Source organism: Chromobacterium fluminis (genome assembly GCF_011602385.1).
Lineage (GTDB): Bacteria > Pseudomonadota > Gammaproteobacteria > Burkholderiales > Chromobacteriaceae > Chromobacterium > Chromobacterium fluminis.
The window spans coordinates 16,804-29,797 of sequence record NZ_JAAOMA010000027.1; the positions used below are offsets into that span (position 1 = coordinate 16,804).

The 12,994-nt window shown below is 67.5% G+C and carries 15 protein-coding genes; 6 read left to right on the plus strand and 9 right to left on the minus strand.

All coding sequences use genetic code 11. The annotated features are described in order from the left end of the window. Positions 1-8: 8 nt before the first annotated feature. The 3 genes from HA052_RS17630 to HA052_RS17640 all read right to left on the minus strand — a co-directional run bounded on the left by HA052_RS17630 (position 9) and on the right by HA052_RS17640 (position 3,078). Positions 9-914 (minus strand): sensor histidine kinase, encoded by a 906-nt coding sequence (locus HA052_RS17630; RefSeq protein WP_166452889.1) that lies wholly within the window; start codon positions 912-914, stop codon positions 9-11. After that, a complete protein-coding gene (locus HA052_RS17635; RefSeq protein ID WP_166452890.1) occupies positions 907-1,209 on the minus strand; it encodes a hypothetical protein in 303 nt (100 codons plus the stop codon). The genes HA052_RS17630 and HA052_RS17635 overlap by 8 nt, the downstream gene beginning before the upstream one ends. Positions 1,210-1,362: 153 nt before the next feature. Beyond that, on the minus strand, positions 1,363-3,078 hold the full coding sequence (locus HA052_RS17640; RefSeq protein ID WP_166452891.1) for an ABC-F family ATP-binding cassette domain-containing protein: 1,716 nt from the start codon (positions 3,076-3,078) through the stop codon (positions 1,363-1,365). 509 nt (positions 3,079-3,587) lie between these two features. Here HA052_RS17640 and HA052_RS17645 point away from each other — a divergent pair. The 5 genes from HA052_RS17645 to HA052_RS17665 all read left to right on the plus strand — a co-directional run bounded on the left by HA052_RS17645 (position 3,588) and on the right by HA052_RS17665 (position 7,591). Next, positions 3,588-4,316 carry an IclR family transcriptional regulator gene (locus tag HA052_RS17645; protein ID WP_081545053.1) on the plus strand — a complete coding sequence of 243 codons (729 nt, stop codon included), beginning with the start codon at positions 3,588-3,590 and terminating at the stop codon, positions 4,314-4,316. Between the two features lie 25 nt (positions 4,317-4,341). Next, positions 4,342-5,283, plus strand: a complete 942-nt coding sequence (gene hutG, locus HA052_RS17650) for a formimidoylglutamase (protein ID WP_166452892.1) — start codon at positions 4,342-4,344, stop codon at positions 5,281-5,283. Positions 5,284-5,359: 76 nt separating this feature from the next. After that, positions 5,360-6,565, plus strand: coding sequence for a sodium/glutamate symporter (gene gltS / locus HA052_RS17655; protein WP_166452893.1), 1,206 nt, complete (start codon positions 5,360-5,362; stop codon positions 6,563-6,565). An 8-nt stretch (positions 6,566-6,573) separates the two neighbouring features. Continuing rightward, entirely contained in the window at positions 6,574-7,158 is a 585-nt protein-coding gene (locus HA052_RS17660; RefSeq protein WP_166452894.1) for a HutD/Ves family protein, read from the plus strand. A 67-nt stretch (positions 7,159-7,225) separates the two neighbouring features. Beyond that, positions 7,226-7,591, plus strand: a complete 366-nt coding sequence (locus HA052_RS17665) for a VOC family protein (protein WP_166452895.1) — start codon at positions 7,226-7,228, stop codon at positions 7,589-7,591. Between the two features lie 28 nt (positions 7,592-7,619). Here the strand turns inward: HA052_RS17665 and HA052_RS17670 are convergent, their stop codons facing one another. Both HA052_RS17670 and HA052_RS17675 read right to left on the minus strand, forming a co-directional pair. After that, entirely contained in the window at positions 7,620-7,991 is a 372-nt protein-coding gene (locus HA052_RS17670) for a VOC family protein (RefSeq protein ID WP_166452896.1), read from the minus strand. Positions 7,992-8,070: 79 nt separating this feature from the next. Then, positions 8,071-9,390: an MFS transporter gene (locus tag HA052_RS17675; protein WP_166452897.1), complete on the minus strand. Its 1,320-nt coding sequence runs from the start codon at positions 9,388-9,390 to the stop codon at positions 8,071-8,073. Positions 9,391-9,544: 154 nt separating this feature from the next. Here HA052_RS17675 and HA052_RS17680 point away from each other — a divergent pair, with 154 nt between their 5' ends. Continuing rightward, positions 9,545-10,459: a LysR family transcriptional regulator gene (locus tag HA052_RS17680; protein WP_166452898.1), complete on the plus strand. Its 915-nt coding sequence runs from the start codon at positions 9,545-9,547 to the stop codon at positions 10,457-10,459. Between the two features lie 12 nt (positions 10,460-10,471). Here HA052_RS17680 and HA052_RS17685 read toward each other — a convergent pair whose 3' ends face one another. Genes HA052_RS17685 through HA052_RS17700 form a run of 4 tightly spaced genes read right to left on the minus strand, consistent with a single transcriptional unit; the run spans position 10,472 to position 12,942 of the window. Further along, a complete protein-coding gene (locus HA052_RS17685; RefSeq protein WP_166452899.1) occupies positions 10,472-11,251 on the minus strand; it encodes a PhzF family phenazine biosynthesis protein in 780 nt (259 codons plus the stop codon). Then, the gene (locus HA052_RS17690; RefSeq protein WP_081545165.1) at positions 11,248-11,967 is read right to left on the minus strand and encodes a helix-turn-helix transcriptional regulator; all 720 of its coding nucleotides are present in this window, start codon (positions 11,965-11,967) and stop codon (positions 11,248-11,250) included. Before HA052_RS17690 ends, HA052_RS17685 begins: the two co-directional genes overlap by 4 nt. A gap of 11 nt (positions 11,968-11,978) precedes the next feature. After that, entirely contained in the window at positions 11,979-12,404 is a 426-nt protein-coding gene (locus HA052_RS17695) for a DUF2000 domain-containing protein (protein ID WP_166452900.1), read from the minus strand. Beyond that, the gene (locus HA052_RS17700; RefSeq protein WP_166452901.1) at positions 12,397-12,942 is read right to left on the minus strand and encodes a GNAT family N-acetyltransferase; all 546 of its coding nucleotides are present in this window, start codon (positions 12,940-12,942) and stop codon (positions 12,397-12,399) included. Before HA052_RS17700 ends, HA052_RS17695 begins: the two co-directional genes overlap by 8 nt. Between the last annotated feature and the right edge of the window lie 52 nt (positions 12,943-12,994).

Below are 12,994 nucleotides of genomic sequence, written 5' to 3' on the forward strand. Positions count from 1 at the left end.
CTAACCGCTCACACCAGCGCGAACGGCAAGGCTATGGTGGCGCGGGTGCCGCCCTCCGGCAACACTTCCAGCAGCAAATGCGCGCGCTCGCCGTGCAACATGGCCAGCCGCTCGCGGATATTGCTCAACCCCATTCCCTGCCCCGGCTGCTCCGGAAAACCGACGCCGCTGTCGCTCACCGACACCAATAATTCGCCGGTCAACACCTTGGCGCCGATGACGATGTCGCCGCCCTCGGCCTTGGGCTCCAGGCCGTGCTTGATGGCGTTCTCCACCAGGGTTTGCAGCATCATCACCGGAAAGCGCGCGTCCAGCAGCGACTCCGGCACCTCCAGCCTCACCCGCAACCGGTCCTCCATGCGCAACTGCATGATGTCCAGATAGGCTCGCGACAGCTCCAGTTGCTGGCCCAGGCTGGTTTCCGCCGGAGATTCCCGCCACTCCGGCAGCGAGGAGCGCAGGTAGCGGATCAGCGCCTTCTGCATCAGCAAGGCTCGCTCCGGCGCGGTTTCCATCAATTGGCACACCGAGGACAGGGTGTTGAACAGGAAGTGCGGCTCGATCTGCGCCTGCAGCGCCCCCATCCGCGCTTCCGCCAACTGGCGTTGCAGCGCCTCCACTTCGGCCAGCTCCTCTGCCTGCTGGCTGCGAACCACCGCCTCGTCGGCGCGCAGCTCCGCCCGACGCTTGCCGCCGGCCACGATCTTGACGACGCAGACAGTCACGCCAAGGAAAAAGGCCAGCACCGGCACGCCGATGACGCCGCCCATGATCAGCCCCAGAAAGCAGATCAGCAGCAACCGCCCCCAGCCGACGATGGCCAGCCAATCGAAAAACAGCCACCAGTAGATGGAGGTTTTGTGGCTGACGAGGTCAATGCCCGCCAGCGCCTCCGCATGTCTTTGCCTATCCATGATACGCCCCCTGGTCTTGCTTCATTTCTTCCTCGGTCCTCTCCGTCAGCGCCGCCGGCTTCGACGGCTTCGGCGCAACGCAGGCCTTGACCAGGAAGGACATCAGTATCAAAAAAACCACGGCCCCGCTCAACGCCAGCACGCCGCTCAAAATCAAGGCCAGCAGCGAGATCAGCGCCAGCCGCCCCCAGCCGAGGCCGGCCAGCCAGTCTACATAAAGCCGCCAGTAAATGGCGATCTTGTGCTTGACGCCGCTCAGTCCGTCCAAAGCTTCCGCGTGTTTTTCCCGGTCCATGTCTAGCTCCTAGTGATGCGTTGTGGTTGACGCTGCTCACTGTAGCCAGCGCCAAACGCGGCCGACAGCGGCTTGCGACGAAACGCCCAGGGCGATGGACGAAACGGCCGAGCAGGCGATGAACGGGCGGCGTTTTTAACGCCGCCCTTCGCTTTACAAGCCCAGCTCCCGTTCCAAGGCGCCCATCTCCCGCCGCCATTGCTGCTGCAATTGCGGCTTCTGATGCTTGGGCTTGCGCGCCAGGTCCGCGCTCAGCAGCGCCTCCAGTTGGTACAAACGCTCCAACTGCCGCTCCGCGCCGCTAGGAGCGGACGCTTCTCCCACTGCCGGCGGCGGCTCGGTCGCGGCCGCGACGGCCGGCGGGGTGAACAGCTGGGCGTAGGTGCCGGCGGCGTCCGGCCACTCTCGCAGCCGGCCGTCGCTAACCACCCAGAAGCGGTTGCACGATTGCTCGATCAACTCGCGGTCGTGCGACACCAAGAGGAAACCGCCGGCGAAGCCGGCCAGTTCCTCGGCCAGCTCTCGCTTGCCGTCCAGGTCAAGGTGGTTGGTCGGCTCGTCCAGCCACAGCAGATGGTAGCTAGCCAGCGACAGCGCCAGGAACAACAGCCGCGCGCGCTCCCCGCCGCTGAGGGAGGCCACGGTCTGGCCGTGGCGCGCATAGGCGAAACCAGCGGAAATCAGCGCCTGCCTCCGCTCCGCGTCGCTCAACGGCGCGAACGGATACAGCGCGTCCGGCAGCGTAGCCGCATCATCCAGCCGACGCAGCGACTGGTCGTAATAAGCGATGCTCGCCGCCGGATGCGGCCGCCAACCGGCGCCGGCCTCGCCTTGCAGCCAGTCCCGCCAGCACTGGCGCAACAAGGAGGACTTGCCCGCGCCGTTGGCGCCGAGCAGAGCGACTTTGTCGCCGCTGCGCAAGCTCAACTCATCGACCTCGAACAGCGTCGGCAGGCCGGGCGCGGCGCGCACCTGCAGGCCTTCGAAGGCCTGCAAGCGGTCCGCCGCCAAGGGTTGGCCTTGCAGCCGCAAGCGCCATGGGCTGCCGCGGCTGACGAAGGCTTGCTCCTCCTTCAGCCTCTCCACCCGCTTCTGCATGGACTTGGCCTTGCGTACCAGTTTTTCATTGTCGTGCTCGCGGCCCCAGATCGCCAGGCGCTTACTGCTGACGTTCAGGCGGTCGATCTCTTTCTGCTCGCCGGCGCGGCGCGCGCGAGCGGCGTCGTCGGCTTCCGTCAGCGCGGCCCGCGCCTGGCTGCACGGCAGCTCAAAGCGGTACAAGCGCTGGTCGCGCAGAATCCAGCTGTGCGAAGTCACCGCGTCCAGCAGCCGCGCGTCGTGGGACACCAGGATGAAGCCGCCCTGCCAGCGGCGCAGAAAGTCTTCCAGCCACAGCAGCGACGGCAGGTCCAAGTGGTTGCTGGGCTCGTCCAGCAGCAATAGATTGGGCTGGCGCAGCACCGCGCGCCCCAGCAGCAACCGGGTGTGCTGACCCCCGCTGAGGCTGGCCGCCGGGGTATCCGCCTCGGCCGACAACTCCAGCTCGTCCAGCAGGCTGTCCACCCGCCAGCGCTGCTCCGGCTGGCGATCCACCGCCTCCAGCAGCGCGGCGCGCGCGCTTAAGGCCGCCAGCCGCGCCGGCAGGTGTTGCTCCACATATTGCAACCGACATAGACCGGCGTATTGCACCATGCCGGCATTGGCTTCTCGCTGGCCGGCCAACACGCCGAGCAAGCTGCTCTTGCCGCAGCCGTTATGGCCCAACAGGCCGATGCGGTCGCCCAGTTTTACGGTAAAGGAAAGGTCCTGGAACAGCGGGCCGTGACCGGCGTCCAGTTGCAAAGATTGCGCGGAAATCAGGGTTGTCATGCTCTTGCTCTCGTTTTTTCGGGACGTGACAGTCCCTGTCAACAGGAGCGCTGGCGACAACGTGGGAGTCGGAAAAGACTCGGTGAGTGAAACTCGAAATGAAGAGTGGCTTTGCTCCGACCCGGTTATCGCAGCGCGATGGAACTCGGGCAAGAGCCGGCAAATGTGCCATACAAGCGAGCCAACATTTCTGGGCGCGCAAACTGAACCATACAACCTCCTTTCTTTAATGATGGCGCGGAACCGTTCCAAAGTCGGCGCGTTCCGCATCGCCGCCGCTTCGCCTAGAGGAAACGGCTTCTCTTTCATCCATAGCGGATACAGGCCGGCAGTGTAAACCATGCCCGCCGGTCCGCGCCAGCCGCCCCCGCTCTCCGTCCAAAGCCGCATTTCCCGCAATACGGGAATGAAAAACAAAAATCTCCTGACAATTACCGCCAGATGAGAAACCAGGCTTCTTCGCGACAGTCGCAATAGATAAGGTTAGAAAATCCTAATAAGGACTGGACATGCCCACCCTCAGCTCTTCCTCCGATCGTCTGTTGCAAACCCTGCAGCTGGTGGCGGCCTCGCCCCAGCCGCTGAGCGCCAAGGAAATGGCGCGGCGGCTGGCCTTGCCGCCGTCCACGCTATACCGCCAGCTCACCCATCTGAGCCAGTGGGGCCTGCTGCAGCCCGGCGAGGACGGCGCCTACCACGCCGGCCCGCTGGGCCTGCAGTTGGCGATGGGGTTTCAGCAACACAACACGCTGGCGGCGCAAGCGCGTCCGGAAATGCAGCGTCTGGCGCGGCTGAGCAATGAAACCGTGGCCTTGATGGTGGCCACCCGCCAACAGGTGATTTGCATTGAAATGATGGAGAGCCAGCAGACGCTGCGCTGCGCCTTCGCCGCCGGCAAGGGGCAGCCGCTGGCGCGCGGGGCGTCGGCGCTGGCCTTGTTGGCCTTCATGCCGGCAACGCAAAGCCAGGCCTCCCTGGACAGCATGCTGCCGCCGGAGGAACACGAAACCTTGCGCCAGGCCCTGGCCGAGGTGCGCCGCCAAGGCTACGCCACCAGCGACAGCGCCATCGACCCCGGCATCTGGGGCGTCAGCGCCCCCTTGCTGCAGGGCCGGCGCAAATTGCTGGGCGCCCTGACGCTGATGGCGCCCTCCGGCCGCGCCCAACGCCGCGCCCAATTGGTGGAGCAAACCCGGCAGGCCGCGCGCAACATCAGCGCTTATCTGGGCTGCGACTGAGCGGCCCCAAACCGAAAGACCGAGCATGACGCAATACACTCCTCCCGCGGCCTGGAGCGGCCGCATCGACGCCGAAGGCGAACTGGCGCGCCGCTGGCATCAACGCGTGCGCCCATGGCAGCCCGGCGCCGCCGCCGGCTTCGCCCTGCTGGGCTTTGCCTGCGACGCCGGCGTGCGCCGCAACCAGGGCCGCCCGGGCGCGGCCGGAGCGCCGAGCGCCATCCGCCGGGCGCTGGCCAACCTGGCTTGGCATCAGCCGCAAACCGCCTACGACGCCGGCGACGTCCATTGCTTGGACGACGAGCTGGAGGCCGCTCAGGTCGAACTGGGCCGGCAGGTGGCCGGCCTCTTGGACGCCGGACAGTTCCCCATCGTGCTCGGCGGCGGCCACGAGGTGGCTTACGGCAGCTTCCTTGGGCTGGCCCGGCACCTAGAAACCGCCGGGCGCGCGCCGCGCGTCGGCATCGTCAACATCGACGCCCACCTGGACCTGCGCCAAAGCCCGCTCGCCTCCTCCGGCACCCCCTTCGCCCAGATCGCCGCCGACTGCGAGCAACGCGGCTGGCCCTTTCATTACTTGTGCGCCGGCGTGGCGGAAACCGCCAATACCGCCGCGCTGTTCGCCACCGCCCAACAATTGGACGCCCAACTGCTGTTCGACGAGGAGTTGCAGCCGTGGCGGCTGGAACAGCCGCTGCAAAAGCTGCGGGACTTCATCGCGCCCTGCGACTGCCTGTACCTGACCATAGACCTGGACGCGCTGCCGGCGTCGCAAGCGCCCGGCGTCAGCGCGCCGGCGGCGCTGGGCGTGCCCTTGGCCACGCTGGAAACGCTGATCGACGTCATCCGCGCCAGCGGCAAATTGCGGCTGGCCGATATCGCCGAACTGAACCCGGAACTGGATCAGGACCAACTGACCGCGCGGACGGCCGCGCGGCTGATACACCGGCTGACGAAGCCAATCTAAATACCCGCCAGGCCCAAGGCTTGGCGCAACAAGCCGCGACACAGCGGCAAGCCGCACTTTTGCAAAGGAGAAACCCATGCAGCAATGGAAACTGGATTTGATCGCCACCACCGCGCTGGCGGTGACGGCCCTGCTGGCCGGCTACCGGCTAAAGCGCCACGTGCGCTTCTTCGAACGCTTCTGCATCCCGGCCCCGGTGATAGGCGGATTCGCCGTCTCCATCGCCGTCTTGCTGCTGCGCGAGAGCGGCATCGCCGCCGTCAGCTTCGACACCACCTTGCAAACCCCCTTCATGGTGGCTTTCTTCACCACGGTGGGCATAGGCGGCAGCCTGGCGCTGCTGCGCACCGGCGGCAGCACTCTGCTGATCTATCTGGGCATCTGCTGGGCGCTGGCGGTGTTCCAGAACGTATTCGGCGCCAGCGCGGCGGCCATGTTCGGCCTGGATCCGACGCTGGGCGTGATGGCGGGCGGGGTGTCGTTGGAGGGCGGCCACGGCGCGGCGGCGGCCTTCGGCCCGATGGCGGAGCAACTCGGCACCCAGGGCGCCACCGCGGTGGCGCTGGCCTCCGCCACCTTCGGCCTGATCGCCGGCGGCGTGCTGGGCGGACCGCTGGCCAGCTGGCTGATCCGCCGCCACCAATTGCCGATCCAGGCCGAGGCCAGCGCCATGCAAGCACCGGCTTATCACGACCACGAAGCCAACATTACCGTCAACAGCGACTCCCTGATCTCCTCCATGGGCCTGATATTGGTTTTGATGACCGCCGGCACCTTGCTCGCCAATCAAGTGCAACAACGCTGGGACTTCGTGCTGCCCGCCTATGTCGGCGCCATGTTCGCCGCCATCGTGTTCCGCAATCTGAACGACCGCGCGCGGCTGGTCCGGCTCAATAGCCCGGCCATCGACGCCATTGCGGACATTTCTCTGGGCGTCTTCCTGACCATGGCGATGATGAGTTTGAAAATCTGGGAGCTGTACGATCTGGCGCTGCCGCTCTTGGGCGTGCTGTCCTTGCAGGTGATCGCGCTGATGGCGATCAGCGTCTTCATCGCCTTCCGCCTGCTGGGCAAGAACTACGACGCGGCGGTGATGTGCGCCGGCCTGATGGGGCACGGCCTGGGCGCCACGCCCAACGCGGTGGCCAATATGAGCGCGGTGTGCCAGAAGCACGGCGCCACCTCGTACAAGGCCTTCCTGATCATCCCGCTGTGCGGCGCGGTGCTGATAGACTTGGTGGCGATTCCCTTCCACGCCTGGATCATCAACTACCTGCATTGAGGCCCGCCATGACGCTCATCCGCCTGCAAGACTGCCCGCCCAGCCCTTGGAAAAACGGCGGCGGCAGCACTCGGCAATTGCTGATCTCCCCGGCCGGGGCCGGCCTGGACGATTTCGACTACCGCCTCAGCCTGGCCAGCGTGGCCAGCGACGGCCCGTTCTCGCGTTTCGACGGGGTGGACCGGCAGCTGTTGATCCTGCAAGGCGCTGGGCTGGAACTGGAACTGGACGGCCGGGACAGCCTGCGGCTGATGCCGGGCGGCGCGCCGCTGGCCTTCGCAGGGGAAACTCCGGCGCAAAGCCGGCTGCTGGACGGCCCGCTAACCGATTTCAACGTGATGACGCGGCGCGGTCGCTACCAATCGCGACTGGACTATCTGACAGTGGACGACACGCTGGAACTGCGCGCCGATGCCGAGCTGAGCTTGCTGCTGGCGCTGGAGGACGGCGCGCAACTACTGCAAAACGGCCATCCGCTGCCGCTGGCGGCCTGGGACGCCGCCGTCGCCCGACGCGGCGAAACGCTGCGACTGCGCACCGCGCGCCCGCTCGCGCTGTTGCGAGTGGAATTGGAAGCCATCGACCCAAGCTGATGCGATCTATAATCATTTAGGCCGTTGAAATAGGCCGATAGGCTTTTTAACTCCCAAGGAGATTCCCATGGCATCACCTGTTTCCTATATCGAGATCGGCGCCGAAGACGCGGCCCCTGTCGGAGCCTTCTTCGCCGAACTGTTCGGCTGGAGCTTCCATCCTATGGGCACGGACGGCGGCGGCTGGTTTCAGGCCGGATCGATTAAAGCCGGCCTGCACGGGGGAGATACCGCGCCCCGAATTGATCTCTTCTTCCAGGTACCGGACCTCACGGCCGCCGTGGAGCGCGTGCGGGCCTTGGGCGGCCAAGTCGACGGCGGCATCGCGGAGGAGCCGGGCTTCGGCAAATTCGCCCAATGCCATGCGCCGGGCGGCCTGAGCTTTGGCTTGCATCAGCCCGAGGCCTCCTCCACGGTATCCAGTTCAAGCTAAGCGGCGGCGGGGCCGTTCCCCGCAGCCTTCAATCCCGTTGGCACACCCGGATCTGATGCCCGTCCGGGTCCAGCGCCACAAAGGTACGGCCAAAGACTTCGCTGCGCGGCGGCTGCGCGATGCTCAGATCGGGATTGTCGCGCCAGACCTGATAAAGCTGGTCCACCGCCTCGCCGGAGGGCAGCATGATACCGGCTTCGACGAATCTCGGGACATCGGCATGCGGCGCGTCCCCGCCGCTCCACAGGGCGAACAGCGCCTCGCCGCCGGCGCTGAAGGCGACGTAACGCGGGCTGACGAATACCGGATCGGCGGCGAACAAACGGCGGTACAGCGCGGTGGAGCGCGGGATATCCGTCACATACAGCAATTGCAGATTGGGTTGGGGGGCCAAGGTCATGGTTTTTTCCTTTTCGCTGAGATGCGGCTTGCGCCGCGAATAAGCAACAGTCTGCCTACCCCCTGCTGACAGCGTGGCGTCAGCAGAGCGCCGCTTTTCTGCGCCCATGCGCCGACGCCAACAGCGCCAGCAGCATCAGCACCGCCGCCAGCCCAAAAGCGGCGCGCGCGCCGGCGGCCACTTGCTGCGGCGCGGCGGCGGCGATGTCCGCGGCTCCGCTGGCCGCGGCGAACACCGCGCCCATCAAGGACGCGCCGGTGATCAAACCCAGATTGCGCGACAGATTGAGCAAGCCCGACACCAGGCCGCGCTGCCGCGCCGCTGCGCCGGTCAGCGCCTGAGTGTTGTTGGCGGCCTGGAACAAGGCGTAGGCCGCGGTCATCAGGGTCAACGGCAACAGATAGCCGGCCAGGCCCAGGCTGGACGGCAGCAGGGCCAGCGCCAACGCGCCGACGCCTATGCCCGCCAGACCGGAGCGCGCCGAAGCGTCCGCACCGCAGCGGTCCACCATCCGCCCGGCCGGCACGCCGCTCAAAGCCGCCACCAACGGCCCCGCGGACATCGCCAGGCCGACGCCGGCGGCGTCCAACCCCAGACCGCGCGCCAGATAGAACGGGCCCACCACCAAGGTGGCCATCATCACCGTGGACACCAAGGCGTTGCAAAACAGCCCGGCGGCCAACGCCGGATCTCTTAGCAGGGCCAGGTTCAGCAAGGGCGCGGCGGCCTTGGACTCGGCCCGGACAAAGGCCCCGCAACCGATGGCGGCCACCAGCAACAAGGCGGCGTTGAGCGCGCCGAAGCCCCCCTGGGCGTGGTCGAGCTTCAGGGTCAAGGCCAGCGCGTAGGCGGCCAGGACCAGCGCCAGCCAGCCGCTGCCGGCGACGTCGAAACCCGGGCGCTCGGCGGCGGGGCCGCTTGGCGCCGGCACGCTGCGCCAGACCAGGCCGAAAGCCAGCGCGCCCAGTGGCAACATCGGCCAGAACATCGCGCGCCAGCCAAAGCCCGCGATCAGCGCGCCGCCCAGCGACGGCCCCAACGCGGTGCCGACGGCGGACATGGCCCCCAACAGCCCCATCGCCCGCCCCACTTTGTCGCTAGGCGCGATGTCCGCGACAAAAGCCATGCCCAGGGCCAGCATCAAGGCCGCGCCGAAGCCCTGCAAGGCGCGCCGGCGGCCAAACTGATCGCCCAGCCGGCCGACGTTGACGCTGGCCAGCGTGATCAGCAGCAGATAAGCCAGCACCACCCATTGCGCCTGCTGGAAGCTGATCCGAAAGGCCGCGGCCAAGGCCGGCAGGCCGACGTTGGCCACGCTGGCGCCCAGCGAGGCCAGCAGAATCGCCAGCGCCAGGCCGGCCAGCGCGGCGACGGAAGAAGAGGATGGAGAAACAGGCATGACGGCGACTCCCCACCGCGTCCGGCCCCGAAACGCCGGGGCCGTCGACACGGACTCGACACAGGCTACGCCGCCGCCATAGCGGGCGGAAGACGCATGGTTTGCACTGAATAGTTGCGTTTGACGCCATGTATTGCTGTGCTAAGGTAAGGCCATGTCCACGCCCGACCTCAATCTGCTGATCACCCTGGACGCGCTACTGAACGAAGGCAGCGTGGCCCGCGCCGCGCGGCGCCTGCGGCTCAGCCCCTCGGCGATGAGCCGGGCGCTGGCGCGGCTGCGCGAGGTCACCGGCGACCCGCTGCTGGTGCGCGCCGGCCGCGGCCTGACGCCGACGCCGCGCGCGCTGGAGCTGCGCGAGCGGGTGCACGCGCTGGTGCTGGACGCCGAAAGCGCGCTGCGCCCGGCCGGGACGCTGCGGCTGGACAATTTGCAACGCAGCTTCACCCTGCGCTGCAGCGACGGTTTCGCCGAGAACTTCGGCCCGCGGCTATTAGAGCGGCTGCAAGGCGAGGCGCCGGGCGTGCGGCTGCACTTTCTGCCCAAGCGCGACAAGGACAACGCGCCGCTGCGCGACGGCGCGGTGGATCTGGACACCGGGGTGGTGGGCCACGAAGCCGGGCCGGAGTTGCGGGTGCGCATGCTGTTCCGCGACCGCTTCGTCGGCGTGGTGCGCGCCGGCCATCCGCTGACGGCCGACGCCATAGACGCCACCCGCTATGCCGCCGGCCGTCATGTGTTGGTGGCCCGCCGCGGCGGACTGCTTGGACCGGTGGACCAGGCGCTGAGCATGCAAGGCTTGAGCCGCGATGTCGCGGTCACCGTGGGCGGCTTCGCCGCCGCGCTGGCGCTGGCGCGCGCCAGCGATTTGATCGCCACCGTGCCGGAACGCCACACCGGCCATCTGCGCACCGGCCTGCACAGCTTCGCGCTGCCGCTGACGGTGGCGGAGATCACCATTTCCATGATTTGGCATCCGCGCTTGGACGCGGACCCGGCGCAGCAATGGCTGCGCGCCTGCGTCAAGGCGGTATGCGATGAACAATTGGCGGCGGAGACCGCCGTGTGAAACACGCCGTGCCTAAACGTAAATCTCGCCCCTCAGATACAAGCTCGCCTGCCCCAGCAAAGCCACTTCCGCGCCTTCCAGCCGGCATTCCAGGCTGCCGCGACGGGCACCGCCCTGGCGCGCCAGCAGCCGGGTCTTTCCCAGCACGCCGGCCCAGTACGGCGCCAGCCAGCAGTGCGCCGAGCCGGTGACCGGATCTTCGTCCACGCCCACGCCGGGGCCGAACCATCGGCTGACAAAATCGCAGTCCGCGCCACGCGCGGTCACCGCCACCCCGCGCTTGGGAAAACCGCGCAGTCGCTGAAAATCCGGACGCAGCGCCGCCAGCCCCGCCGCGTCGTCCAGCACCACGATGTAGTCGTCGGCGGCCAACACCTGGCCGGCGTCCAGGCCCAGCGCCGCCAGCAGGCCGGGCGGCTCGGCGCAGGGGCGCGGCGTCACCGCGGGGAAGCGCAGTTCGATGCGCTCACCATCGCGCCGCGCCGTCAATTCGCCGCTGCGGGTCTGGAAGACGATGCGTTCGCCGCTCCAGTCCAGCTCATGGAACAAGACCCAGGCGCTGGCCAGCGTGGCGTGGCCGCACAGGTCCACCTCGGTGGTGGGCGTGAACCAGCGCAGCGCCATGCGTCCGCCCTCCGCCACCAGGAAGGCGGTTTCGGACAGATTGTTTTCCATGGCGATGGCTTGCAGCGTGGCGTCCGGCAACCAAGCCGGCAAGGGGCACACCGCAGCCGGGTTGCCGTGGAACACCGCGTCGCAGAACGCGTCCACCTGATAGATTGGAATCCTCATGTTTCGTCCCCCTCCGCCGCGCCGCGAATTTCGTCCAGATAGTTGTAGATGGTGTAACGGCTGACGCCCAAGGCCTCGGCCGCGCGCTCCACCCCGCCTTTGACGATGAACAGGCCCTGCTCCAGCATCTGCGCCACCGCCCGCTTCTTGTCCGCCTTCTTCATCCGCGCCAGCGGCTTGCCGCCGCGTTCCAGCGCCTGGGCGATGATGTCCTGCATCGCCTCGTCCATGGCCGGCGGCTCCGGCGCCGCCCGTTGCGGCGGCGGCGCGCGGCCCACCAGCGCCTGCAGGCAGGCCAGCGCCGCTTCCAGCTGACTGCGGTCGCTGTTCAGGCACAGCGCGGCGAAGGGTTCGCCGGCGGCGGTCTTGAAAACGGCGCTGGCGGACAGCAGCCTCCGGCCGTCGCGGCTCAGCGTGTGGTAGCCGGACACCAGCGCCGGCTCGGCACCGCCCTGACGCATGGCCTGTTCGATGGCGGCGAAGCCCCGATCCCCTGCCGGCCCCCCCAGGATGGCATCGCCTAGCCGGCGGCCGGATACATGGCCGTTCTCGATGGCGACGATGGAACATTCCGGCCGGCTCAGATCATGCAACACCACCTCGGTGTGCGCGTCCACCATGCCGCCCGCCAGCTTGACCACGGCGCTCAGCGCGCGCAGCACCGCTTGTTTTTCCGCCAGGGACGGATCCGCCGTCCGCGCTTGCTCTTCTGCCATTTCGCCGCCCTTCAACGATAAAGGCTGAACTTGCGCGTCAGCGCGCCCAGCTCCGCCTCGGAGCCGCACAAGGCCACGCCCCAGTATTCCAGCGCGGTGGCCGGAGTGGCCGCGGTGCGCCGCAGTTGTTCTGCGCTGCCGCCCTCCTCCATGGTGTCGGTGAAATCCACGCAGGCCACGCCGGCCTCGGCCGCGGCCTGGCGCAGCTGGGCCAATTTGGCGGAGTTGTCGGCGCGCAGCACGATGAAGGGATCCGCCGAGATCGCCGGGTGCACGCCGCCGTCGGCGTCCACATAGTCCACGTGGCTTGTCGCCGCGTCCGCGCGCCGCAGCCGGCAGGCCAGAGCCAACGCCAGATGGCCCAGCACATTCATCGCCCGGCCCGGCTCCAGCCGCTTGTGAATCACCGCCACGTATTTGCGTGCCGTCTCACTCATCGCCGCCGCCCTCCGCCTCATGCTCGGCGCGCAACAAGGCGTAATTGGCCAGCGACAGATAGCGGCCGTCTTTCCATTCGCACTCGCGGCTGACGCCTTCCAGGGTAAAGCCGACGCTCCGCAACAGTTTGCCGGAACCCAGATTGTCCACCTCAACTTGCGCGTAGACGCGGTTGAGCGGGAAGCGACGATAGGCCAGCCTCAGGAAACCACGCAAGGCTTCCTGCATATAGCCGCGGCCCCAGTGTTCCGGCAGCAGCCAATAGCCCAGTTCGGCGCAATGGTGCTGCTCCGACCGGGAACTGATGCCCACCGCGCCCAGGAAGTGCCGGTCCTCCAGCGTTTCCAGCGCCAGCCACAAGCCGCTGCCGTCGGCGCGGATGTCGTCGAACCAGCGCATCTGCGCGCGGCAGTCCTCCTCGCTGGCGTATTGGATGCCGTAATGCTTGATCACCTCCGGGTGTGACAGCCCGTAAAACACATTGGGCAAATCCTCGGCGCGAAATTCTCGCAGCGTCAGCCGTTCCAATGGCAACATCGTTTCCCCTTCATGCCAGCGGCCCAAGCGCGAATCTCTCCGGGCTTGGGCC

Excerpts from the sequence above, each read along its gene's own strand:
- HA052_RS17630 (WP_166452889.1), bottom strand. The coding sequence starts at position 914 with ATGGATAGGCAAAGACATGCGGAGGCGCTGGCGGGCATTGACCTCGTC.
- HA052_RS17635 (WP_166452890.1), bottom strand. The coding sequence starts at position 1,209 with ATGGACCGGGAAAAACACGCGGAAGCTTTGGACGGACTGAGCGGCGTC.
- HA052_RS17640 (WP_166452891.1), bottom strand. The coding sequence starts at position 3,078 with ATGACAACCCTGATTTCCGCGCAATCTTTGCAACTGGACGCCGGTCAC.
- HA052_RS17645 (WP_081545053.1), top strand. The coding sequence starts at position 3,588 with ATGCCCACCCTCAGCTCTTCCTCCGATCGTCTGTTGCAAACCCTGCAG.
- hutG (WP_166452892.1), top strand. The coding sequence starts at position 4,342 with ATGACGCAATACACTCCTCCCGCGGCCTGGAGCGGCCGCATCGACGCC.
- gltS (WP_166452893.1), top strand. The coding sequence starts at position 5,360 with ATGCAGCAATGGAAACTGGATTTGATCGCCACCACCGCGCTGGCGGTG.
- HA052_RS17660 (WP_166452894.1), top strand. The coding sequence starts at position 6,574 with ATGACGCTCATCCGCCTGCAAGACTGCCCGCCCAGCCCTTGGAAAAAC.
- HA052_RS17665 (WP_166452895.1), top strand. The coding sequence starts at position 7,226 with ATGGCATCACCTGTTTCCTATATCGAGATCGGCGCCGAAGACGCGGCC.
- HA052_RS17670 (WP_166452896.1), bottom strand. The coding sequence starts at position 7,991 with ATGACCTTGGCCCCCCAACCCAATCTGCAATTGCTGTATGTGACGGAT.
- HA052_RS17675 (WP_166452897.1), bottom strand. The coding sequence starts at position 9,390 with ATGCCTGTTTCTCCATCCTCTTCTTCCGTCGCCGCGCTGGCCGGCCTG.
- HA052_RS17680 (WP_166452898.1), top strand. The coding sequence starts at position 9,545 with ATGTCCACGCCCGACCTCAATCTGCTGATCACCCTGGACGCGCTACTG.
- HA052_RS17685 (WP_166452899.1), bottom strand. The coding sequence starts at position 11,251 with ATGAGGATTCCAATCTATCAGGTGGACGCGTTCTGCGACGCGGTGTTC.
- HA052_RS17690 (WP_081545165.1), bottom strand. The coding sequence starts at position 11,967 with ATGGCAGAAGAGCAAGCGCGGACGGCGGATCCGTCCCTGGCGGAAAAA.
- HA052_RS17695 (WP_166452900.1), bottom strand. The coding sequence starts at position 12,404 with ATGAGTGAGACGGCACGCAAATACGTGGCGGTGATTCACAAGCGGCTG.
- HA052_RS17700 (WP_166452901.1), bottom strand. The coding sequence starts at position 12,942 with ATGTTGCCATTGGAACGGCTGACGCTGCGAGAATTTCGCGCCGAGGAT.